Below are 21,630 nucleotides of genomic sequence, written 5' to 3'. Positions count from 1 at the left end.
ATGCCGTGAATTTTCTCTCTTTCCTGCTATCCCGACTGTGGAAGGCCCTCGTGGTCGTCCTCGGCGTGGTCATCATCAATTTCTTCCTGATCCGCATGGCGCCTGGCGACCCCGCCACCGTGCTGGCGGGTGAGGCCGGCGCGGGCGATGCTGCCTTCGTTGGCCAGTTGCGTCAGCAGTTCGGGCTGGACCAGCCGGTGCTCACGCAGCTTGGCATCTACCTCAAGGGCGTGGCCAAGCTCGATCTTGGCTACTCCTATCGCAATCACCTGCCGGTGCTCGACCTGATCCTGGACCGGCTGCCCGCCACCATCGTGCTGATGAGCGGTGCCTTTGTCTTTTCCATCGTGCTTGGCGTGTTCCTCGGCGTGATCTCGGCGCGCACGCGCTATGAGAACAAGCGGCGCTGGATCGACAGCGCGGTGATGTCCGCGGCGCTGCTGTTGTACGCCACGCCGCTGTTCTGGCTTTCGCTGATGGCCATCATCCTGTTCTCGGTGGTGCTGGGCTGGCTGCCGGCGTTTGGCATGGAAACCATTGGCGCGGGCTATACCGGGCTGGCGCGCATCCAGGATGTGGCGCTGCACATGATCCTGCCCACCATCTCGCTCGGCTGCTTCTTCATGGCGGTGTACGTGCGCCTGACCCGCGCCTCGATGCTGGAAGTGATGGGCATGGACTTCGTCAAGACCGCGCGCGCCAAGGGCGTGCCCGCTGGCCGCGTGATCCGCGTGCATGTGCTGCGCAACGCGCTGCTGCCAGTCATTACCTTTGCCGGCATCCAGCTCGGCCAGATGGCCGGCGGCGCGGTGCTGACCGAAACCGTCTTCTCCTGGCCGGGCATTGGCCGGCTGATGTTCGACGCCCTGCTGCAACGCGACTACCAGCTGCTGCTCGGCATCTTCTTTGTCACCTCGGCGCTGGTGGTGTTCTTCAACCTGGTGACCGATATCGTCTACCGCTTCATCGACCCCCGCATCTCGGTGGGCGGCAAGGGAGCCACGGCATGAAAGCCTTCGCACAACGTTATTGCCGCAACTACGGCGCCGTGATCGGCCTGGTCGTGCTGCTGCTGGTGGTCGCCGTGGCGCTGCTGGCGCCGGTGCTGTACGAGGAGTCGCCCTGGCTGATGGTGGGCGATCCGCTGGTGCGTCCGTTTGCCGACGCGGCGTTTCCCTTTGGCACCGACATGCTCGGGCGCGACATCACCGCTGGCATGCTGTACGGCGCGCGCGTCTCGCTGCTGGTGGGCGTGATCTCCACCGGCGTGGCGCTGGTGTTCGGCATCCTGATCGGGTCGGTGGCCGGCTACTGCGGCGGACGCATCGACGACGCGCTGATGCGTTTTACCGAGTTCTTCCAGACCATCCCGCAACTGGCGATGGCGGTGGTGATCGTGGCGATCTTCAATCCCACCATCTACTCCATCGTGGCGGCCATCTCGGTGGTGTCCTGGCCGCCGGTGGCGCGTCTGGTGCGCGGCGAGTTCCTCACGCTCAAGCAGCGCGAGTTCGTGCAGGCTGCGGTGGTGATCGGGCAGAAACCGCTGCGCATCATCCTCACGCAGATCCTGCCCAACGCCATGTCGCCCATCATCGTGTCGGCCTCCTTCATGGTGGCCACGGCAATCCTGACGGAATCCGCGTTGTCCTTCCTGGGCCTGGGCGACCGCAACATGATGAGCTGGGGCTTCATGATCGGCGCGGCCCGCACCATGATCCGCGAAGCCTGGTGGATGAGCGTGTGGCCCGGCGTGGCCATCCTGCTGACGGTGCTGTCCATCAATCTGATCGGCGAAGGCCTGAACGACGCCATGAACCCGCAACTGCGCCGCCGTGGCGAGTAACGACAAGGAAGACGCCACCATGCAAGCACAAGACAAGCTACCGCTGCTATCCGTGCGCGACCTCACCATTGCGCTGCCTGCGGGCGGTGACCGTGCGCACGCGGTGAGGGATGTCAGCTACGACCTGCACGCCGGCGAGATTCTCTGCATCGTCGGAGAATCCGGCTCGGGCAAGTCGATGAGCGCCAACGCCATCATGGGCCTGCTGCCGCCGTACCTGAAGCCGCAGGGTGGCCAGATCCTGTTCCAGGGCAAGGACTTGCTCACGCAGGATGAGCAGACCTTGCTGTCCATGCGCGGCAAGGCCATGGCCATGGTGTTCCAGGAGCCGCTGTCGGCGCTCAACCCCGTGATGACGGTGGGTGACCAGATTGCCGAGGTCATGCGCGTGCACGACGCCTACCCCGGCGAGGCGCGGACCAAGCGCGTGCTGGAACTGCTGGAGTTCGTCGGCCTGCCCGATCCGGCCACGCTGATCCACAGCTATCCGTTCCGCCTGTCCGGCGGGCAGCGCCAGCGCGTGGTGATCGCCATGGCGCTCGCGCTGGAGCCGGCTTTGCTGATCGCCGACGAGCCGACCACTGCCCTGGACGTGACCACGCAGGCCCAGATCCTGGCGTTGATCAAGCGCATCCAGGCGGACAAGGGCATGGGCGTGATGTTCGTCACGCACGATTTCGGCGTGGTGGCGGAAATCGCCGATCGCGTCGCGGTGATGGAGAAGGGCGTGCTGGTGGAGGTGGGCCCGGTGCAGCAGGTGCTCAACCATCCGCAGCATCCCTATACCCGCCGGCTGATCAGCGCCGTGCCGCACGGGCGCGCCAAGGCGCGCGACCAGCAGGCGGCAGAGACCGTGCTGGAAGTGCGCGACCTGCGCAAGACGTATTCCTCCGGCGGCGGCCTGTTCAGCAAGAAGCGCGTGGTCAACGCCGTGGATGGCGTGAGCTTCAGCGTGCGGCGTGGGCAAACGCTCGGCATCGTTGGCGAATCCGGCTCGGGCAAGTCCACCATCGGCAAATGCCTGCTGAAGCTGACCGACATCGACGGCGGCGAGCTGCTGTTCGACGGCCAGGACATCGCCCGGCTGACGGAGCGCCAGTTCCGCCCGCTGCGCAGCGATGTGCAGATGATCTTCCAGGATCCGTTCGCCTCGCTGAACCCGCGCCATACGGTGGGCCGCATCATCACGGATGGCCCCGTGGCCAATGGCGTGCCGCTGGCGCAGGCCCAGGCGCGCGGGCGAGAGCTGCTGCAGCTGGTGGGCCTGGAGCCTTCCGCGTTCGACCGCTATCCCAACCAGTTCTCCGGCGGGCAGCGCCAGCGCATCGGCATTGCGCGCGCGCTGGCGCTGGATCCCAAGTTGCTGGTGGCCGATGAATCCGTCTCCGCGCTGGATGTCTCGGTGCAGGCGCAGGTATTGCAACTGCTGAGCGACCTGCAAAAGCGGCTGAACATCGGCCTGATCTTTATCACCCACGACCTGCGCGTGGCCGCCCAGATCTGCCACCACGTGATCGTGATGCACAAGGGCCGCGTGGTGGAGTCCGGCCCGCCCGACCAGATCTTCGACGCGCCGCAGCATGCCTACACCCAGCGGCTGATCGCCGCGATTCCCGGCAAGGAGTGGGACCCGGCCCTGATCCGCGCCGCCGCCTGAGCCCAACAGCACAACCCCGACAGCACAACCGATATCAACGATGGAGCAACAGATGAAGAACGCCGAACTGGTTCGCCGCAAGGATGCCGCCACGCCCCGTGGCGTTGGCGTGATGTGCAACTTCTACGCCGAGCGCGCCGAGAATTCGGAGATCTGGGATGTGGAAGGCAAGCGCTATATCGATTTCGCCGCCGGTATCGCCGTGCTCAACACCGGCCACCGCCACCCGCGCCTGGTCGAAGCCATACAACGCCAGCTTGAGCGCTTCACGCACACCGCCTACCAGATCGTGCCGTACGCCAGCTATATCGAGCTGGCCGAGCGGATCAACCAGCGCGCGCCGGGCCGCTCGGCCAAGAAGACGGCGTTCTTCACCACCGGCGCCGAGGCTGTGGAGAACGCCATCAAGATCGCCCGCGCCGCGACCGGCCGCCCGGGCGTGATCGCCTTCTCCGGCGGTTTCCACGGCCGCACCATGATGGGCATGGCACTGACCGGCAAGGTGGTGCCGTACAAGGTGGGCTTTGGCCCGTTCCCCGGCGAGGTCTTCCACGCGCCGTACCCGTGCGCGCTGCATGGCGTGTCGGTGGAGGACTCGCTCAAGGCGATGGAGCACCTGTTCAAGGCCGACGTGGATCCCAAGCGCGTGGCCGCCATCATCTTCGAGCCGGTGCAGGGCGAGGGTGGCTTCAACGTGGCGCCGCCGGCCTTCGTCAAGGCGCTGCGCGCGATCTGCGACGAGCACGGCATCCTGCTTGTTGCCGATGAAGTGCAGACCGGCTTCGGCCGTACCGGCAAGCTCTTCGCCATGGAGCACTACGACGTGGCGCCCGACCTCACCACCATGGCCAAGAGCCTGGCCGGCGGCATGCCGCTGTCGGCGGTGTGCGGCCGTGCCGAAGTGATGGATGCTCCCGCGCCCGGTGGCCTGGGCGGTACCTATGCCGGCAATCCGCTGGCCGTGGCGTCCGCCCTGGCGGTGCTGGACGTGCTGGAAGGCGAGCAGTTGATCCCGCGTGGCGCGGCACTCGGCCAGCGCCTGGTCGAGCGGCTGGAGACCCTCAAAGCGCGCGTGCCGCAGATCGCCGAGATCCGCGGCCTGGGCGCGATGGTGGCGGTGGAGTTCCGCCGCGCCGACGGCGCGCCGGACGCGGAGTTCACGCGCGAGGTGCAGAACCGCGCGCTGGAGCAAGGCTTGCTGCTGCTGTCGTGCGGCGTGTACGGCAATGTGATCCGCTTCCTGTTCCCGCTGACGATTTCCGATGCGGTGATGAACGAAGGGCTGGATATCCTGGCCGATGTGCTTACGCGCTGAGCCGCGAATCCATCCGCGAATAAATCCACGAACGGACAGAGAGTCAGAACGATCATGCAACTCAAAGACCCCACCCTGCTACGCTCGCAAGCGCTTATCGGCGGCCAGTGGCAGAACGCCGACAGCGGCGCCACCTTCCCCGTGACCAACCCCGCCGACGGTTCGCTGATCGGCACTGTGCCGCTGATGGGCGCGGCGGAAACCACCCGCGCCATCGAGGCGGCCCGCGTGGCGCAGGCCGCATGGCGCCGCAAGACGGCCCGCGAGCGCGCCCAGGTGCTGCGCGCCTGGTACGACCTGATGCTGGCCAATGCCGACGACCTGGCCGTGCTGATGACCACCGAGCAAGGCAAGCCGCTGGCCGAGGCGCGCGGGGAAGCCGTCTACGCTGCCTCCTTCCTGGAATGGTTCGCCGAGGAAGCCAAGCGCGTCCACGGCGACGTGCTGGCCACGCCCGCGTCCGACAAGCGCCTGCTGGTGGTCAAGGAACCGGTTGGCGTGTGCGCGGCCATCACGCCGTGGAACTTCCCGCTGGCCATGATCACGCGCAAGGCCGGCCCGGCGCTGGCGGCGGGTTGCGCCATGGTGCTCAAGCCGGCTGAAGACACACCGCTGTCGGCGCTCGCGCTGGCGCTGCTGGCCGAGCGCGCTGGCCTGCCCGCCGGCCTGCTGAGCGTGGTCACGGGCGATGCCGCCAGCTCGATCGAGATCGGCGGCGAGCTGACCGGCAGCCCGGTGGTGCGCAAGCTCAGCTTTACCGGCTCCACGGAAGTCGGCCGCATCCTGATGCGCCAGTCGGCGCCCACCATCAAGAAGCTGTCGCTGGAACTCGGCGGCAACGCGCCCTTCATCGTGTTCGACGACGCGGACCTGGACGCCGCCGTAGAAGGGGCCATGGCCTCCAAGTACCGCAACGCCGGCCAGACCTGCGTCTGCGCCAACCGCCTCTACGTGCATGACAAGGTGTACGACGCCTTTGCCGAAAAGCTGGTCGCCGCGGTGAACAAGCTCAAGGTCGGCCACGGCCTGGAACCCGGCGTGCTGCAAGGCCCGCTGATCAATGAAGACGCGGTCGCCAAGGTGGAGCAGCACATTGCCGATGCACTGGGCAAAGGCGCGCGCGTACTCACGGGCGGCAAGCGCCACAGCCTGGGCGGCACGTTCTTCGAGCCCACCGTGCTGGCCGGCGTCACGCCGGACATGGTGGTGGCGAAGCAGGAAACCTTCGGCCCGCTCGCGCCGCTGTTCCGCTTCACCAGCGACGAGGAAGTGGTCAACATGGCCAACGATACCGAGTTCGGCCTGGCCTCGTACTTCTTCAGCCGCGACATCGGCCGCATCTGGCGCGTGGCCGAGGCGCTGGAGTACGGCATGGTGGGCATCAATACCGGCCTGATCTCCAACGAGGTGGCGCCTTTCGGTGGCGTCAAGCAATCCGGCCTGGGCCGCGAAGGTTCCTCGTACGGCATCGAGGAATACCTGGAGGTCAAGTACCTCTGCATGGGCGGCGTGGACCGCTAAGCCCTCAGTCCAACGCAACGCGTTTTCAGGAGAAACCGCCATGAGCAGACCCCAGGCCGTACCCACCGTGCAGGTCGACAATGATCGCGTGGTCGTCACCGAGTGGCGCTTTGCGCCGGGCGCGCAGACCGGGCATCACCGCCACGGCTACGACTACGTGGTGGTGCCGATGACCACCGGCGCGCTGCGGCTGGAGACGCCGGCCGGCGAAGTCGTCAGCCAGCTCGTGGCGGGCCAAGCCTACTACCGCGGCGCGGGCGTCGAGCACAACGTGATCAACGCGCACGAAGGCGAATGCGTGTTCGTGGAAATCGAGATCAAGCCAGTTGCGCCGCCTCCCGCAGCCGGGAAACCGTGAGTCTCACCAAAAGAAATCATGCGCGCCTTCTTCTCGGATGACCAACTGCTGCACCAGCCCCGCCAGTTCATGCGTGCGGGCCGCCTGTGCGAACCCACCGACGTGCCGGCCCGGGCCCACGCGCTGCAACGCGCGCTGGCCGGACGCGGCATCACGCTGGCTGAGCCGGCCGACTTTGGCCGCGCGCCGCTGGAGGCCGTGCATAGCCCGGCGTATCTGGATTTTCTTGGCTATGCGTACGAGCGCTGGATGGCGCTGGCGCGGCCCGGGTTCGAGCCGGGCATCGAAGTGCTGCCTAATCTTTCGCCCTACTACAACGGCCGCGTGGACCAGCCGCGCCGCGTGCCATGCCCGACGGATTCCATCATTGCCCAGGCCGGCTATTACCTTGGCGACCTGAGCGCGCCGCTCGGGCCGCAGAGCTGGCGCTCCATCCTGCGCTCCGCGCACAGCGCCGTGGCGGCCGCGCAGTACGTGTGCGAGCAGCAGGACCGGCAAGGCATCGCTTACTCGCTGTCACGCCCGTCCGGCCACCATGCGCACAGCGACCGCGCGGTGGGCTTTTGCTACGTCAACAACTCAGCCATCGCCGCCGAGACCTTGCTCAAGCGCTTCGACAAGGTGGCGGTGCTCGACGTGGACGCACACCATGGCGATGGCACGCAGCAGATTTTCTACCAGCGCTCCGACGTGATGACGATCTCCCTGCACGCCGACCCGAGCGCGTACTACCCCTTCTATACCGGCTATGCCGTTGAGCGCGGCTATGGCGCGGGCTACGGCTACAACCTGAACTTTCCGTTGCCGCACGGCACCGAGGACGCCGGCTTCCTCGGCGCGCTCGACAACGCGCTCGACGCCCTGCGCGACTACCGTCCGCAGGCGCTGGTGCTGGCACTGGGCTTCGACACCTACATCCACGATCCCATCAGCGTGCTGCGCGTGGGGCTGGATGCCTATCGCGGCATTGGCGAGCGCGTCAATGCGCTCGGCGTGCCCACCGTGGTGGTGCAGGAAGGCGGCTATGAGGTCGAGGCCATCGGTCCGGCGCTCGATTCCTTCTTGTCGGGCCTCGTGCCCGCCATGGCCTGAGCCACGTGCCGCAACCCTTGCGCTACCCGATTCCGCTTGAACAAGGAGAGCCGACATGACGACACTGAAGATCGATGGCGACCGCCTGTGGCAGTCGTTGATGGCATTGGCGCGCATCGGCGCCACGCCGCGCGGCGGCAATGCGCGCCTGGCGCTTACCGCGCTCGATGGCCAGGGGCGCGACCTGGTCACGGGCTGGATGCGCGACGCCGGCCTTACCGTCACGGTTGACAAGGTCGGCAATATTTTCGGCCGCCGTGCGGGGCGCAACGACAGCCTGCCGCCCGTGATGACCGGCAGCCATATCGATACGCAGCCCACGGGCGGCAAGTTCGACGGCTGCTTTGGCGTGCTGGCCGGGCTGGAAGTCATGCGTACCCTGAATGAGCAGGGCGTGCAGACCGAGGCGCCGCTGGAACTGGCAATCTGGACCAACGAGGAAGGCACGCGCTTCGTGCCGGTGATGATGGGCTCGGGGGTGTTCGCCGGCATCTTCCCGCTGCAGACCGCGCTCGATGCGACCGACACCGACGGCAAGCGCGTGGACGATGAACTGCGTGCCATCGGCTACGCCGGCAGCGCCGAAGTGGGCGGCCGCGAGATTGGCGCGTATTTCGAGGCGCATATCGAGCAGGGCCCGGTGCTGGAGGAGGCCGACAACGTGATCGGCGTGGTGACCGGCTCGCTAGGCCTGCGCTGGTACGACGTGACCGTGACCGGCATGGAGGCCCATGCCGGCCCCACACCGATGCCGCTGCGCCGGGATGCGCTGTATGGCGCGTCATTCATCCTGCAGGAGGTGGTGCGCATTGCGCACGATTTCGCGCCGCACGGGCGCGGCACGGTCGGCGTGCTCGATGTCCATCCGGCCTCGCGCAATGTGATTCCCGGCACGGTGACGTTCACGGTGGACCTGCGCCACCAGGACGCCGGCAAGTTGGCCGAGATGGATGCCCGCCTGCGCGCGGCCTGCGACGCGCTCGCGCAAGGCAAGACCACCGGCAACCCGCTCGGCGTGCGGATCGAAGACGTGCAGTATTTCCCGCCCACGCCGTTCGCGCCGGAACTGGTGAGCCACGTGCGCCAGCAGGCGGCGGCGCTAGGCTACACACACCAGGACATCGTCACCGGCGCCGGACATGACGCGGTGTACATCGCCACGGTGGCCCCCACCGCCATGATCTTTGTCCCTTGCAAGGACGGCATCAGCCACAACGAAGTGGAAGACGCCAAGCCCGAGCACCTGGAAGCCGGCGCCAATGTGCTGCTGGGCGCGATGGTGGCACAGGCAGGTGGCGTGAGCGCGTGAGCGCCTGAGCACCCGATCGGCGACAGCTCTCGCGCCGGCCCGGGTCAGTCCAAACCAGTGCGCCGCGCAGGCAGGATGCACCGCGGCGCGAAGCGCCGCTAACCATCGCGGTGCGCCAGCCAGCCCAACACCACGGTAGCGGCGGGGGCGGCCCCGTCGCGTCCGCGCGCGCCCGGATTCCGTCGCGGGCCAGATGGCACAGCACTTGCAATTCAAGCGCATCGCCCGTCGCTGCCACCACGACGGTTCACTTCTTCTCTTCTTCACTTCCAGAAGCAAGGAATCCCATGTCCTTCCGTTTGCCCCAATACCGCACCGGCGCCATCGCGCTGGCGGCCATGCTGACCACCGGCCTGGTTGCCACTTCGCCTGCATCGGCGCAAGCCACGCACGACTGGCCCACCCAGCCCGTGCGCATCGTTGTGCCGTTCCAGGCAGGCTCCGCTACGGATCTCATCACGCGCCAGCTCGGCATCGGCCTGGGCCGCGAGTACGGCCAGACCTTCGTTGTGGAAAACCGGCCAGGCGCCGCGGCCATGATCGGCAGCGAGGCAGCCGCGCGCGCGCCTGGAGACGGCTACACCTTGCTGATGTCGGGACCTGCTTCCATGGTGACCAACCGCTTCCTCTACAAGAAGCTCAGCTACGATCCGGACGCCTTCGAGAAGGTCGCGGTGGTGGCCATCACGCCGAACATCCTGCTGGCCAGCCCGGGCCTGCCCTTCAAGACGCTGCCGGAAATGATCGCTTACGCCAAGGCCAATCCGGGCAAGCTGACCTATGCGTCGTTCGGTGCGGGCACCACGTCGCATATGGCAGGCGAGATGCTCAAGGCGCTGGCCGGCATCGATATCGTCCATGTGCCGTACAAAGGCGCGGGCGAAGCGATTCCCGCTTTGCTGTCCGGGCAGGTGTCGATGTACTTCGACACCATCATGACGGGGTTGCCGTATGTGAAGGCGGGCAAGCTGCGCGCGCTGGGCGTCTCCAATGCCAGGCGCTCGCCGATGGCGCCGGATATTCCCACGATTGCCGAGCAGGGCTATCCGGGCTTCGATATCGCGCCCTGGTACGGGATTGTCGCGCCGAAAGGCACGCCGGCCGAGGTGGTAGCCAAGTTGAATGTCTCGATCAACAAGCTGCTCAAGGACCAAGGTTTTCGCGAGAAGCTCGCCGCAACCGGCGCGGAGCCGCGCGGCGGTTCGGTGGCCGATTTCAACGCCATGGTAGGCGCGGAAATCCCGCGCACGGAGAAGCTGGTCAAGCAGTCGGGGATCAGCCTGCAGTAAGGCCAGTAGGGCTGTCAGCGCGAGGCAAAAAAAAGCACCCGGCGAATCGGGTGCTTCGGTTTGTCGACGAAGCCGGATCTGCGTTGTCGTGCTCCCCTCTCCCGCGTGCGGGAGAGGGGCTGGGGGAGAGGGCGGGCGCTCGTTACGCCGTCGTGCTGGAAAAAACCACGGCTTCGCTTCAAGTGGCTCCTAGCTGATATGACTCCCCGTGTCAATTGAGATTGGTTTGATTCAGTTTCACAGTTGCATGGTGTTCCCCAATTTCCTGGAGGGCGACGTAGCAGTAAGTCTCGACGGTGGATCACGCTGATATCCGCGGGTTGGTTACCGCATTACAGAGGTCCGCCCAATGAGCCTGCCGCCATCTAAGGCCGCAAGTCGGATGAAATCCGTTGCCTAGCTAGGTCGCGGGTTGCTCGTGTGCCGGGCTACGTCGCCCTTCAGGAAACTGGCTCCACAGTAGGTGGCAGATAGGTTGATACCTTGGCGCTGGGTTACGTTGTCTGCGCCGCGTTCGGTATGGCAAGCGACATGGCGAGCCGGCTGATGTCCCAGATGAACCCGCTCAGTTCGCGGGCCACCGCAACCACCGCAATGTTCGGGTTCTTGCCGCGCGCGGCAAGTCTCCGATAGCGCCGGCACAGTCGAACCTGGGCGTCCCAGGACCGGTCAACGATGGCCTTCGGGATGCCTTCGTGCCGGCGCTGAATCTCGGGGCTCACACGTGCCGGGTGCCGGTAACTCCAGGCGGCTTCGATTAGCAGCTTTCTTGCATAGCTATTGCCGTTCTTGGTGATGCTGCCTTGGCGCCGTTTCCCCCCCGATGAGTGTTCTGCGGGCGTCACGCCGAGCCAGGCCATCAGTTGGCGCGGATGGACAAAGCGCGAGAGATCGCCCAATTCGGCGAGCATGCCCACCGCCGTGGTGAACTGCACGCCACGCATGGCCTGCAAGCCCAGTACGGCCGGATAGAAGCGCCAGTTGACCACTGCCTCGCGCAAGGCCGCTTCGAGACGGCTGCATTGCGCGAGCCGATCCTCGATGGCACGTCGATATTCGTCAAAGGCAAGTTGCTGCCACACGGTGTCGAACGCAAAGGTACTGATCCAGCGCTGGTGCGCCGGTCCCCAGTCGGCTCTGCCGCTGTAGCGCACCCCATGTGAAAGCAGAAAGGCCTTCAGCCGTTGGCGGGCGCGCTTCAGATCGTCCTTGGCGCTGACCCACGCGCGTGACAGATCCCGGAATGCTTCGTCCTCCACGCTGGGCACGTACACGGCGGAGAGGTCACCGGCGCGCAGCGATCGCACGAGCTTGACCGCATCGCGCCGATCGGTCTTGACGCGCTCGCCGGGTTTCTTCGGGATCAGCGACGGCGCGCACACCATGCACTCGAATCCCTTCCCTGCAAGCTGCCGGTAAAGGCCATAGCCGCAAGGGCCTGCCTCGTAGACGATGTGGATCCGGCTCGCTTTAGACTGCAGGCGCTTGCACAGGCGATCGATATCGGCCTTCGAGGTACCGATCTTGCCAAGCAGTTCGACCTCGCCCACGCCGAGTGCGTAGGCGACCGTGATCGAGTCCTTATGGACGTCAAGACCCACGTACAAAGTGCTATCGTGTTCCATGCTGGCCTCCGCGCTGGAAATCGCCGGGTGTGGCACTGTCCACACCATGCGGCTCTGGCAGTCATGCTAACCCGCGTTTGATTCCTCGCGGCGGGCCAGCCCTCTTGCCCCCAGGGGAGTCATATTGACTAAGCCACCCCTCTCCCCGGCCCTCTCCCCCTGAGGGGAGAGGGAGAGTGTAGTGGTCTAATTTCCTCAGACAGGTCGATAGGTGGAAAATCACGATCGACGAGGAAAGCAAATGACAAAGCGACGCCGTAATTTTGATGCCAGCTTCAAGCTGGAAGTGGTCCGAATGGTCCGGGAGCAGGCCCTTTCGGTTACCGAGGTATGCCACACGATGGGGATTGGCGAGACGGCGCTCAGGCGCTGGCTCGCCCAGTATGACTTGGAGCTGGCTGGCGGCCAGGGCACTGGCAAGCCGCTCACGCCCGAGCAGCTGCGGATCCGGCAGCTAGAAGAGGAAAACCGCCGCCTGAAGGAGGACAACCTGATCCTAAAAAAGGCATCGGCCTTCTTCGCCCGGGAACTGAAGTGATTTATCGCGTCGTGACCGCGTTGCAGAAGGAGGCCGTTTCGATCAGCCGAGCCTGTCGGGTGTTGAGCGTGAGCCGTGCAGGCTATTACGCACACCGGCAGAGGGGGCCAGGCGACATGGCGCGTGCCAGGCAGGAGGTCCATGTGCGAGCGGCCTTCGAGGGCAGTGGGCGCAGCTACGGCAGCCGTCGAGTGGCGCAGGCGGTGAGCGCACAGGGCGTGAAGATCGGTCGCTACAGGGCGCGCGCGCTGATGCGCAAGGCGGGCCTGCGCCCGGTCTGGCAGCGCAAGTTCGTAGCCACCACGAACAGCCGGCATGACCGCCCGGTAGCGCCCAACGTGCTGAATCGGCAGTTCAGGCCGGCGCAGCCCAATCAGGCATGGGTGTCGGACATGACGTATATCCGCACGGTCGAAGGCTGGTTGTATCTGGCGGTCGTGCTGGACTTGTATTCGCGCAAGGTGGTGGGGTGGGCGATGGCGCCGACGATGCCGGCCTCGCTGATCGTCAATGCGCTGAAGATGGCGATCCAGCAGCGCAATCCGGCACCTGGGCTGATCGTGCATTCGGATCGGGGCAGCCAGTATGCCAGCGAGGAGTATCAGGGCTTGCTGGCGCGCCACGGACTGGTTTGCAGCATGAGCCGCTTGGGCGATTGCTGGGACAACGCTGTCATGGAGCGCTTCTTCCTGAATCTGAAGATGGAGCGCGTATGGCAGAAGCGCTACGTCGACCGGGCCGAGGCCCGGCGCGACATCACGCAGTACATCGTTGGCTTCTACAACCCGGTGCGATTGCACTCGACGCTGGGTTATGAGTCGCCGCAGAAATACGAGGACAAGCTAAAGCACCAGACAACCTAAACACCTGTCTGAAAAAACTTGACCACTACAGAGACAGCCGTCGTCATGGCGCGCAGCTTTGGCCCGGATTTGGCCCGGATTTGGCCCGTTCGGCGGCTTTGGCCCGCTACATCATGTGGCGTGAAAAGCGCCCGTGTTCGGCGCCGACCATCAGGTCCGCGAACTGTTCGCTGCTCATGTGCACGAGTTGCTGGTGATCGCCAGCTTCGAAGAACACTTCGGGCTGGGCCAGCAGGGCTTCGTCGAGGTAGGTGTGCATGCCGTAGGCCATGGCTACCGGCGGGATGGCGCCCAGGTCGCAATCCTTGAAGACTTCGCGGATCTCGTCTTCGTGGGCCAGCACCAGCGTGCGGCCGGATTGCGCGCAGATGGCTGCCAGGTTCAGGTGATGGCTGGACGGGATCACGGCGGCTACGTAGCCGATGTCATCCTCCAGCAACAGGGTCTTGGCCAGGCGATCTCCGGGAACGTGCGCTGCCTCCGCAGTGGCCATGCTGCTGAGGGTGTAGGGATGGCGGATGGTGTCGAAACGGCTGTTCCTGCTATTGAGGCAATTTGCCAGGGTGGTAGCCAAGGCCATGATGCGTCTCCTTCGCTGTACGTTGCGCTCAGGGCCGCGACGGACCCTTGCGCTTCCTACTATAGACGGTGCCCCTGGCGCCGGGGTGCCATGCGTAGCGCGTCATGCCTCGTCGTGCGCGTCCATGGGGGGCACCCGGCGCGGTTGTGGCCACAGGGCCTGCAGCTCGGTCTTGAGGAAGTTCAGCAGGTAGCGCGTGGCCATGGTCTGATAGCGGTTGGGCATGGTCAGCATATAGAGGCGGCTGCCGAACACGCTGATGTGGTAATCCGCCAGCACGGGCAGCAGGGTGCCCGCGTCGAGTTCCGCGCCGATGGCATAGAGCGGGAAGATGCCCAGGCCCAGGTCGCCCAGCACGCCGTCCTTCAGGAAGGCGAAATTCTCCGAGCTCAGCGTGGGTTCCAGCGCCACTTGCTCGCGCACGGCGTCGCTGCCGGTGCCGCGCGTGCCGAAGGCCTTGAGCTTCTGGCCGATGGGCGAGGCGCAGACGATGGCGTGGTCCTTGAGATCGGCCAGGTCGCGCAGGGGCGGCTGCGTGGCCAGGTAGCCGGGAGACCCGCACACCACCCACTCGACCGCGCCGATCTCGGTCGCCACCACCGAGTCCGGCGGCGTGGAGATGATGCGCAGCGCCACCTCCACGTCTTCGGACACCAGGTTGTGGATGCGGTTGTCGAACACCACATCGAGGGTGATGTCGGGGTAACGGTGCTTGAACTTCACCAGCAGCGGCGAGAGCATCGAGTGCCCCAGCCCGGTAGGCACCGACAAGCGCACATGGCCTTGCAGGCTCTTGCCCATGCTGTTGATCAGCGCGTTGGCCGCCGCCACTTCACCGAGGATGTTGCGCCCGTGCTCATAGAGGCCGGCGCCCACGGGCGTGGGCTCGACGTGCCGGGTGGTCCGGCGCAGCAGCTGCACGCCCAGCGCTTCTTCCAGCGCCTTCAGGTGGTAGCTCACGTTGGCGCGGGTCATCTTGAGCTTGCGCGCGGCAGCCGAGAGGTTGCCGGCGTCGACGATGTCCACGAACAGGCGTAAGGCGTTCAGGTCCATTTGGTGGCTTGGTCTTGTCCGGGTGAAAGCGTGCTGGGGTTGACGGGCATGGCGAACAGTTTATCAAGCCGCCGCGCGTCCAATGCGTGAGCCAGCAATGTTGGCCGTTCCTGGTGGCGGCACGCCAACTAAAGACGGACAAGCCAAGACAACGGGTTTGCGTCAATGGTCAATGCGCAAAGGATCGCGCCGAGGCATTCCACTCACGTCCCTTTATGCCCCCTGATGTCCTCTTATGTCGAGATGATGATTTTCGTAAGAGCGGCTTTATCCAGTGCGAGGCAAGCGGATTGCCATGGCTTCAGCGCGTACAGCGCGATGCCTGCCGCCAGCAAGGCTCGGCGCTCACATCGGTGGCCGCAAACGACCTGGCGCACCACCGGGCCACCGGCAAGCACATCGAGATCGCTGAAATCCGTCGCCGAAGCGGCGGAACTCGCGCGGTGCTATCGGCGTCTCAGCCATTGCCTCCGGACTATGCGACATAGCGTTTCCCCCGATATTGGCGTCGCCAGCGCTCTTTGGAATGGCGCGCTTTGCACGGTATCACCGGCCCGGTCCGTCGGGAAAGGAGAAATCCACAAGCCTTTCCGTGCAATGCGGCGCGGCGCCTATTGGAATGACAGTGAACAGTGAACAGTGAACGGTGAACGGTGAACAGTTAACACTTGATTCCGCAAGCGCGAATGCAGCGTATCAAACGCCGTGCCGGAGCTGGTCCGCCGGGGCTTGCATTGCGCTAGCGGATTGCCATTTCCGGTTTTTGAATGAGGGATGGGGCTTGAATGCCAGGCATCAAAGTCAGGATCGCGTCTAGGCGTGGATGCATGCGAGCTTGCGCTAAAAAGTGGATATTGCTTAGCTTTCGGCCTATGCGTTTATCTGGTTCGGGGGCAGTTACGGGAAAGCCGGGCGCGCTCTGACAGGCTTTTTTATCACATTGTCTGTACATTTTTCGTGGCAGAACGGGAATTGCGGCTTCCATGCATGCGGGGAGATATCCTTTCAGGAACCTTTCGGGATGTGGTTCTATTGCGTCATCGCACTGCCGGGTGAATGCGTTGTTAGGACGCATGCCAATGGGGGGATCCAATGGGGGGATCCAATGACGTCGATGGCCTGGCAGAGAAAACCGGGATATAGGGTAATACCTGAACCCGCATTGCGATCCGGAATGCGGACGATCTGGCGTCCAATCGCACCCGCATTGGGCGTGTCCACGGCGTTTTCAATTCTTGTGCAAATTTGGTCGGTTGTATCAACTTCTTACGCGATTGGATTTTCTTTAATCAAACGTGGTAGGCTATGCCAGCAAATTTTCCCCTATCATTGAATTAACACCGCTCCAGGAGAATCAAAATGGCAACTTACAAGCAGCTGATTGCAGAGAAGGAAGCGCTCGAAGCAAAGCTGGCCGAGATGCGTGCCAGCGAAGTGGCGGGCGTTATTGCGCAGATCCAGGGCCTGATGGCGGAATATGAGCTGACGGCCGACGACATCGCCCCGAAGCGCCGCCGGGGCCGCCCGGCTGCCAGCGCGAATGGCGCCGCGGCCAAGCCCAAGTCCAGCCTGCCCGCGAAGTATCGCGATCCCAAGACTGGCGCCACCTGGACCGGCCGTGGCCGCGCACCGGGTTGGCTGGGTAAGAACCGTGCCCGCTTCCTGATCGCCGAAGCCTGATCGCATTGCTGTCTCATTGACGCAGTGGCGCCGGCCCCGCCGGCGCTAGTTTCCCCTTTGCGGGCACTGCGGTAAGCCATTGGCCGAGCCTTGCGCCAGGCCAATGGCGCCCCTCACCAAATTCCCCCCCAGCCCCGATATGAAAAAAGCGCTGCTTTCCGCGTTGCTGCTTTGCGCGTCTTTTGCCGCGCAGGCGGATGAGACGTTGTTGTCAAAGCAATACGGGGCCTGCATGGATCGTCCGGACGTCACTACCGCCGGCATGCACGACTGCATCGCGGCGGAGACGGCGCGGCAGGATAAATCGCTGAATGCCGCTTATAAAAGCCTTCAACAGGCATTGCCGCCCGCCAGGAAAGCAAAATTGCTCGACGCCCAGCGCGCTTGGCTGAAGTTCCGGGACGCCAATTGCAGCTTCCAGGCCGATCCCGATGGCGGCACGATCGCCGGTGTCAACGCGTCCGCCTGCTTGATGCAGATGACAGCGGACCGGGCGCGGGAGCTTAGCGATTTCGCCGCCGAAGCGGCAGGGCGTTAGCCAGCAGGAGGCAGCGGCACTCAAGAATATGCCTCTTTGTGCCCTTCCTCTGATTGTCAAAAAGGATTGTCCATTCTGTTCAAGACCTGTGGGATTGTCAAAACCAGGTGACGGCGTACCATGTTGGGCACATCGTTGCTTGCTTTGACCGGAGATCCCCCATGAGCCTGGATGCAGAATCCTTTTCGCTGCTGCGCGCGTCGGTGCAGCGTTTCATCGACGAACGCCTGAAGCCGGCGGAAGACACGCTCGAGGAAACCGACGATGTGCCGGCGGACATCGTTGCCGACATGAAGGAGATGGGCCTGTTCGGGATTTCCATCCCTGAGAACTACGGTGGCATCGGCCTGTCGATGTCGCAGGAATGCGACGTGGTGTACGACCTTGGCCACACAGCCTTTGCCTTCCGCTCGGTCTTCGGCACCAATGTCGGCATCGGCTCGCAGGGCATCCTGATGGACGGCACCGAGGCGCAAAAGCAGGAATACCTGCCGAAGATCGCCAGCGGCGAACTGGTGATCTCGTTCGCGCTGACCGAGCCCAATGCCGGCTCCGATGCGGCTTCGCTGCAGACCAAGGCCGAGCTCGACGGCGATCACTACATCATCAACGGCACCAAGCGCTTCATCACCAACGCACCGCGCGCGGGCGCCTTCACGCTGATGGCGCGCACCGGCGGTGCCGGCGCTTCGGGCATCTCCTCGTTCATCGTGCCGGCCAACACCCCGGGCATTTCGCTTGGCAAGCCGGACAAGAAGATGGGCCAGCGCGGCACCAAGACCTGCGACGTGGTGCTGGAAAACGTGCGCGTGCCGGCGGCCAACATCATCGGTGGCGTGCCCGGCGTTGGCTTCAAGACTGCCATGAAGGTGCTCGACCGCGGCCGCCTGCACATCTCGGCGCTGGCCTGCGGCATGGCGCACCGCCTGATTACCGATGCCGTGGCCTACGCCAAGGAGCGCAAGCAGTTCGGCCAGCCGATCGGTGATTTCCAGCTGATCCAGGCCATGCTGGCCGATAGCCAGGCCGAGCTGTACGCCGGCTTGTCGATGGTGCGCGATTGCGCCCAGCGCTACGACGCCAAGACGCCGGGCAAGAGCGATCCGGAAGTCAGCATGCTGGCCTCCTGCACCAAGATGTTCTGCACCGAGATGGTGGGCCGCGTGGCCGACCGCGCCGTGCAGATCCATGGCGGCGCCGGTTATATCGCCGAGTACAAGGCAGAGCGTTTCTATCGCGACGTGCGCCTGCTGCGCCTGTATGAAGGCACCACGCAGATCCAGCAGCTGATCATCGCCAAGCAACTGCTGCGCGACTGATCGGAGGGCGCGGATGCCTGCCGGCACGGCCGGCGGGCTCCGCGAGAGGGCCCGTGCCGCACTAGTGCCACTTGTGGGCAGCGCGCATCGGCCCGGCCAATGGACGCGCGCAACGCAATGTCCTGTTGTCTCAACGGAGGCTGCCCCGATGGCTATTGCCGCTCTCAAGGTTCCCGTTCGCTACGCCGGTTTTCCGTCCATGCGTGCCCCTTGCCGCCTCGACGGCGCACCCTCGCAAGCGGTGCCCGGCAACGACCACGCGGGCCCGGACAGCACCGCGCCTTGCTACCCGATCATCGAAGCGCTGATGGCCCGCGCCGCGCGGCCCGCCTACACGCCTCTCGACTGCATCCGCCTGGCGCTCGATGCCGCCAGCGCGCTGGGCCGCGACGATCCGGTTTCCTCGGTCCAGCCAACCCGCCTGCAAAGCTTCGATGGCGCGCTGTATCGCACCGGCACGGGCGCCTGGACCATTCTCTATAGCGATAGCCTGGCAGCGCCGGATGTGCGCTTCATGATTGCGTACCTGCTAGGCCGCCAGCTTCTGTGCGGCAGCGAGCTGGACTACGTGGAATGCACCAATGCCGAGCTGATGGCCATGCCGGACGACGACTCGGCCGGCGGGCTCGCCTATGCCCTTGCCAGCCGGCTGCTGATGCCGCTCAATGCCTGCCGCCTGGCCTTGCCCGGCGCGGTGGACCTCGACGTGCTGGACGCGCTGGCCGAGCGCCTCTGCCTGCCGGTGCATCACGTGGCGCGGCGCTGGCTGTCCTATACCTCGCACAAGGCCGTGCTGACGCTCAAGCGCGATGGCGCTGTGCTGGGCATGTGGGCGAGCGAGACGGCGTTCGGGCTACGGGTCGATGACCTCGGCGGTGGCGCGAGCGTGCGCACGGCGTCGCAGGCACTGTTGCTTGGCGATGGCGTGGGCATCGAGCTGGCCGTGGGCCCCAGGCACGTGGCAAGCCGGGCGGGCGCGCGCCAGCGCGCTGCCTTTCCCATCTGACGCGTTGGCGCGTCAGTGCTCGTGGTGCAGGTACTTGGCCTGCCGCGGCAGCCGGAAGCTGACCAGGAACACGATCACCATCATCGCCGTCACGTACCAGTAGAAGCTGGATTCGTGGCCCAGCGATTTCAGGTCCAGCGCGACATATTCGGCCGAGCCGCCAAAGATCGCATTGGCCACGGCATAGGCCAGCCCCACCCCCAGCGCCCGGATCTCGGTCGGGAACATCTCGGCCTTCACGATGCCGCTGATGGAGGTGTAGAGGCTCACGATGGCCAGCGCCAGGGAGATCAGCACGAAGGCGACAAAGGGGCTCTTCACGCTCCCGAGCGTCGTCAGGATCGGAACCGTGCCCAGGGCGCCGAGCGCGCCGAACAGCAGCATATTGTTGCGCCGCCCGATGCGGTCCGACAGCGCGCCAAAGAACGGCTGCATGCACATGTAGAAGAACAGGCAGCCGGTCATCACGTAGCTGGCTGTCTTGATCGACATGCCGGCCGAGTTGACCAGGTACTTCTGCATATACGTGGTGAAGGTATAGAAGATCAGCGAGCCGCCCGCGGTGTAGCCAAGCACGGTGAAGAAGGCTGCCTTGTGGTTGCGGAACAGCTCCGTCAGCGTGCCGGCCTCCTTGCTCGCCCGGGTGGCGGCGGAGGTCGTTTCATGCAAGGTGCGGCGCAGGAACAGCGCCACGACCGCCGTGATGGCGCCGATCACGAACGGGATCCGCCAGCCCCAGGCTTTCAGTTCCGCCTCGTCGAGGAACTGCTGCAGCACCACCACCACGAGCACTGCCAGCAACTGGCCGCCGATCAGCGTGACATACTGGAACGAGGAGAAAAATCCCCGCTGGCCCTTGAGCGCCACCTCGCTCATATAGGTGGCGGTGGTGCCGTATTCGCCGCCGACCGACAGTCCCTGCAGCAGCCGCGCGACCAGCAGCAGCGCCGGCGCCCAGGCGCCAATGCTGTTGTAGGTAGGCAGGCTGGCGATCAGCAGCGAGCCGCAGCACATCATCGTCACCGAGATCAGCAGCGAATTCTTGCGGCCATGCCGGTCGGCAAGCCGCCCGAACAGCCACCCGCCAATCGGCCGCATCAGGAAGCCCGCGGCAAATACGCCGGCGGTGTTCAGCAATTGCGCCGTGGGATCGGATTTGGGGAAGAAGGACCCCGCGAAGTAAATGGCGCAGAACGCGTAGACGTAAAAGTCGAACCACTCGACGAGATTGCCGGAAGACGCGGCCACGATCGCGTAGATGCGCTTGCGCTTTTCCTCGGCGCTCGGCGGCGCATCGACAAGGGGGGCGGACAGGTCGGTCATGGTTTGTCTCTTCCTTTCGGCATGTCGCCCACGCTAACAGGCCGTGGTGCGAGATCGGCACGCAGGATTCCAGTGTAGTGCGGTTGCGCCGTGATGGCGGCACAGGGTGACCTGCCTTGCACTACTTGGGGGGGTGCGGAAGGGAATGGGCTGGCGAGGAGGTTCGCTGCCCGTACCGGCGGGTGCCGGCCGAAAAACGCGTCTGGCCGCATTGCGCGGCAGGGCTGGCGCCGTGGGTCGCGGCAGCGGCGAGGCGATTGGCCAGGTCCGCTGCGTTTGACGTGAATAACGCCTATTACTGGGTCTTGCTGGGTCTTGCCACGTTTTGTCTGCGTTACTGCGCTTCTTGCGGCCAGACTCCGTCCACATCCCTTAACAGATGGCCTGCCAGGATGTAGTCGCCCAGTCGGGTCGCCTTGGCCTCGAGATCGAGCAGTTCATGGTCGGCAAGCGTGCCGAGATCGAACTGGCAATACAGATTGCGCTGCCTGAAGGTGGTCTTGGTCTTAGCCAGCCCTTCGATCAGGGCTTCGCGCGAATGGACAGCAATGCTCTCCTGTCCGCGGTATTGCACTTTGATGCCGCGTTTCTCTCCGAGCCGGCCGAGTTCGACGGCGTCCTGCCATCCGGTTTCATAGTCCAGCTCAAGCGCCAGCACATCTTTCGATGCGAGAAGCCGAAGCGCTTCTGCTTTGCTGCTAGCTCGCACTATTGACAT

The 21,630-nt window shown here is 64.9% G+C and carries 19 protein-coding genes; 14 read left to right on the top strand and 5 right to left on the bottom strand.

Annotated elements, in window-relative coordinates; all coding sequences use genetic code 11:
• Nucleotides 1–5 precede the first annotated feature (5 nt).
• The 9 genes from ACX12D_RS29410 to ACX12D_RS29370 all read left to right on the top strand — a co-directional run bounded on the left by ACX12D_RS29410 (nucleotide 6) and on the right by ACX12D_RS29370 (nucleotide 10,387).
• Nucleotides 6–1,010, top strand: coding sequence for an ABC transporter permease (locus tag ACX12D_RS29410; RefSeq protein WP_459374571.1), 1,005 nt, complete (start codon nucleotides 6–8; stop codon nucleotides 1,008–1,010).
• Complete coding sequence (locus tag ACX12D_RS29405) at nucleotides 1,007–1,846, top strand: ABC transporter permease (RefSeq protein WP_150986491.1); 840 nt, start codon at nucleotides 1,007–1,009, stop codon at nucleotides 1,844–1,846. The genes ACX12D_RS29410 and ACX12D_RS29405 overlap by 4 nt, the downstream gene beginning before the upstream one ends.
• A 19-nt stretch (nucleotides 1,847–1,865) precedes the next feature.
• Entirely contained in the window at nucleotides 1,866–3,503 is a 1,638-nt protein-coding gene (locus tag ACX12D_RS29400) for an ABC transporter ATP-binding protein (protein WP_459374570.1), read from the top strand.
• A gap of 52 nt (nucleotides 3,504–3,555) precedes the next feature.
• A complete protein-coding gene (locus ACX12D_RS29395) occupies nucleotides 3,556–4,818 on the top strand; it encodes a 4-aminobutyrate--2-oxoglutarate transaminase (RefSeq protein WP_459374569.1) in 1,263 nt (420 codons plus the stop codon).
• Nucleotides 4,819–4,872: 54 nt separating this feature from the next.
• Nucleotides 4,873–6,339, top strand: a complete 1,467-nt coding sequence (locus ACX12D_RS29390; RefSeq protein WP_459374568.1) for an NAD-dependent succinate-semialdehyde dehydrogenase — start codon at nucleotides 4,873–4,875, stop codon at nucleotides 6,337–6,339.
• A gap of 40 nt (nucleotides 6,340–6,379) precedes the next feature.
• A complete protein-coding gene (locus ACX12D_RS29385) occupies nucleotides 6,380–6,697 on the top strand; it encodes a cupin domain-containing protein (RefSeq protein ID WP_043352811.1) in 318 nt (105 codons plus the stop codon).
• Nucleotides 6,698–6,715: 18 nt separating this feature from the next.
• Entirely contained in the window at nucleotides 6,716–7,789 is a 1,074-nt protein-coding gene (locus ACX12D_RS29380; RefSeq protein WP_459374567.1) for a histone deacetylase family protein, read from the top strand.
• Between the two features lie 55 nt (nucleotides 7,790–7,844).
• The gene (locus ACX12D_RS29375) at nucleotides 7,845–9,098 is read left to right on the top strand and encodes a Zn-dependent hydrolase (protein ID WP_459374566.1); all 1,254 of its coding nucleotides are present in this window, start codon (nucleotides 7,845–7,847) and stop codon (nucleotides 9,096–9,098) included.
• A gap of 287 nt (nucleotides 9,099–9,385) precedes the next feature.
• Nucleotides 9,386–10,387, top strand: a complete 1,002-nt coding sequence (locus ACX12D_RS29370; protein WP_459374565.1) for a Bug family tripartite tricarboxylate transporter substrate binding protein — start codon at nucleotides 9,386–9,388, stop codon at nucleotides 10,385–10,387.
• A 494-nt stretch (nucleotides 10,388–10,881) separates the two neighbouring features.
• On the opposite strand, the gene ACX12D_RS29365 is transcribed toward ACX12D_RS29370, so the two are convergent.
• Entirely contained in the window at nucleotides 10,882–12,012 is a 1,131-nt protein-coding gene (locus ACX12D_RS29365) for an IS110 family RNA-guided transposase (RefSeq protein WP_459371562.1), read from the bottom strand.
• Between the two features lie 241 nt (nucleotides 12,013–12,253).
• On the opposite strand from ACX12D_RS29365, the gene ACX12D_RS29360 reads away from it, so the two are divergent.
• A protein-coding gene (locus ACX12D_RS29360; protein WP_459374564.1) for an IS3 family transposase occupies nucleotides 12,254–13,413 on the top strand; the annotation gives its coding sequence in 2 pieces (ribosomal slippage) (nucleotides 12,254–12,521 and nucleotides 12,521–13,413; 1,161 coding nt in all).
• A 106-nt stretch (nucleotides 13,414–13,519) separates the two neighbouring features.
• On the opposite strand, the gene ACX12D_RS29355 is transcribed toward ACX12D_RS29360, so the two are convergent.
• On the bottom strand, nucleotides 13,520–13,993 hold the full coding sequence (locus ACX12D_RS29355) for an aminoacyl-tRNA deacylase (RefSeq protein WP_441632760.1): 474 nt from the start codon (nucleotides 13,991–13,993) through the stop codon (nucleotides 13,520–13,522).
• A 102-nt stretch (nucleotides 13,994–14,095) separates the two neighbouring features.
• On the bottom strand, nucleotides 14,096–15,046 hold the full coding sequence (locus tag ACX12D_RS29350) for a LysR family transcriptional regulator (RefSeq protein ID WP_441632762.1): 951 nt from the start codon (nucleotides 15,044–15,046) through the stop codon (nucleotides 14,096–14,098).
• Between the two features lie 1,359 nt (nucleotides 15,047–16,405).
• On the opposite strand from ACX12D_RS29350, the gene ACX12D_RS29345 reads away from it, so the two are divergent.
• The 4 genes from ACX12D_RS29345 (at nucleotide 16,406) to ACX12D_RS29330 (ending at nucleotide 19,589) form a co-directional block, all read left to right on the top strand.
• On the top strand, nucleotides 16,406–16,726 hold the full coding sequence (locus tag ACX12D_RS29345; protein ID WP_441632766.1) for an H-NS histone family protein: 321 nt from the start codon (nucleotides 16,406–16,408) through the stop codon (nucleotides 16,724–16,726).
• A 139-nt stretch (nucleotides 16,727–16,865) separates the two neighbouring features.
• The gene (locus ACX12D_RS29340; RefSeq protein WP_459374563.1) at nucleotides 16,866–17,264 is read left to right on the top strand and encodes a lysozyme inhibitor LprI family protein; all 399 of its coding nucleotides are present in this window, start codon (nucleotides 16,866–16,868) and stop codon (nucleotides 17,262–17,264) included.
• Between the two features lie 161 nt (nucleotides 17,265–17,425).
• Nucleotides 17,426–18,583, top strand: a complete 1,158-nt coding sequence (locus ACX12D_RS29335; RefSeq protein WP_150986502.1) for an acyl-CoA dehydrogenase family protein — start codon at nucleotides 17,426–17,428, stop codon at nucleotides 18,581–18,583.
• Nucleotides 18,584–18,731: 148 nt separating this feature from the next.
• A complete protein-coding gene (locus ACX12D_RS29330; protein ID WP_459374562.1) occupies nucleotides 18,732–19,589 on the top strand; it encodes a hypothetical protein in 858 nt (285 codons plus the stop codon).
• A gap of 12 nt (nucleotides 19,590–19,601) precedes the next feature.
• Here the strand turns inward: ACX12D_RS29330 and ACX12D_RS29325 are convergent, their stop codons facing one another.
• Nucleotides 19,602–20,912: an MFS family transporter gene (locus ACX12D_RS29325; RefSeq protein WP_459374561.1), complete on the bottom strand. Its 1,311-nt coding sequence runs from the start codon at nucleotides 20,910–20,912 to the stop codon at nucleotides 19,602–19,604.
• Between the two features lie 334 nt (nucleotides 20,913–21,246).
• Nucleotides 21,247–21,630 (bottom strand): hypothetical protein, encoded by a 384-nt coding sequence (locus ACX12D_RS29320; protein ID WP_006159736.1) that lies wholly within the window; start codon nucleotides 21,628–21,630, stop codon nucleotides 21,247–21,249.

Source organism: Cupriavidus sp. PET2-C1 (genome assembly GCF_054515855.1).
The sequence above is the reverse complement of the archived record's forward strand: the minus strand, read 5'-3'. Positions and strand labels throughout refer to the sequence as shown.

Coding starts and splice junctions, on each gene's coding strand:
- ACX12D_RS29405 (WP_150986491.1), top strand. CDS start 1,007: ATGAAAGCCTTCGCACAACGTTATTGCCGCAACTACGGCGCCGTGATC.
- ACX12D_RS29400 (WP_459374570.1), top strand. CDS start 1,866: ATGCAAGCACAAGACAAGCTACCGCTGCTATCCGTGCGCGACCTCACC.
- ACX12D_RS29395 (WP_459374569.1), top strand. CDS start 3,556: ATGAAGAACGCCGAACTGGTTCGCCGCAAGGATGCCGCCACGCCCCGT.
- ACX12D_RS29390 (WP_459374568.1), top strand. CDS start 4,873: ATGCAACTCAAAGACCCCACCCTGCTACGCTCGCAAGCGCTTATCGGC.
- ACX12D_RS29385 (WP_043352811.1), top strand. CDS start 6,380: ATGAGCAGACCCCAGGCCGTACCCACCGTGCAGGTCGACAATGATCGC.
- ACX12D_RS29380 (WP_459374567.1), top strand. CDS start 6,716: ATGCGCGCCTTCTTCTCGGATGACCAACTGCTGCACCAGCCCCGCCAG.
- ACX12D_RS29375 (WP_459374566.1), top strand. CDS start 7,845: ATGACGACACTGAAGATCGATGGCGACCGCCTGTGGCAGTCGTTGATG.
- ACX12D_RS29370 (WP_459374565.1), top strand. CDS start 9,386: ATGTCCTTCCGTTTGCCCCAATACCGCACCGGCGCCATCGCGCTGGCG.
- ACX12D_RS29365 (WP_459371562.1), bottom strand. CDS start 12,012: ATGGAACACGATAGCACTTTGTACGTGGGTCTTGACGTCCATAAGGAC.
- ACX12D_RS29355 (WP_441632760.1), bottom strand. CDS start 13,993: ATGGCCTTGGCTACCACCCTGGCAAATTGCCTCAATAGCAGGAACAGC.
- ACX12D_RS29350 (WP_441632762.1), bottom strand. CDS start 15,046: ATGGACCTGAACGCCTTACGCCTGTTCGTGGACATCGTCGACGCCGGC.
- ACX12D_RS29345 (WP_441632766.1), top strand. CDS start 16,406: ATGGCAACTTACAAGCAGCTGATTGCAGAGAAGGAAGCGCTCGAAGCA.
- ACX12D_RS29340 (WP_459374563.1), top strand. CDS start 16,866: ATGAAAAAAGCGCTGCTTTCCGCGTTGCTGCTTTGCGCGTCTTTTGCC.
- ACX12D_RS29335 (WP_150986502.1), top strand. CDS start 17,426: ATGAGCCTGGATGCAGAATCCTTTTCGCTGCTGCGCGCGTCGGTGCAG.
- ACX12D_RS29330 (WP_459374562.1), top strand. CDS start 18,732: ATGGCTATTGCCGCTCTCAAGGTTCCCGTTCGCTACGCCGGTTTTCCG.
- ACX12D_RS29325 (WP_459374561.1), bottom strand. CDS start 20,912: ATGACCGACCTGTCCGCCCCCCTTGTCGATGCGCCGCCGAGCGCCGAG.
- ACX12D_RS29320 (WP_006159736.1), bottom strand. CDS start 21,630: ATGTCAATAGTGCGAGCTAGCAGCAAAGCAGAAGCGCTTCGGCTTCTC.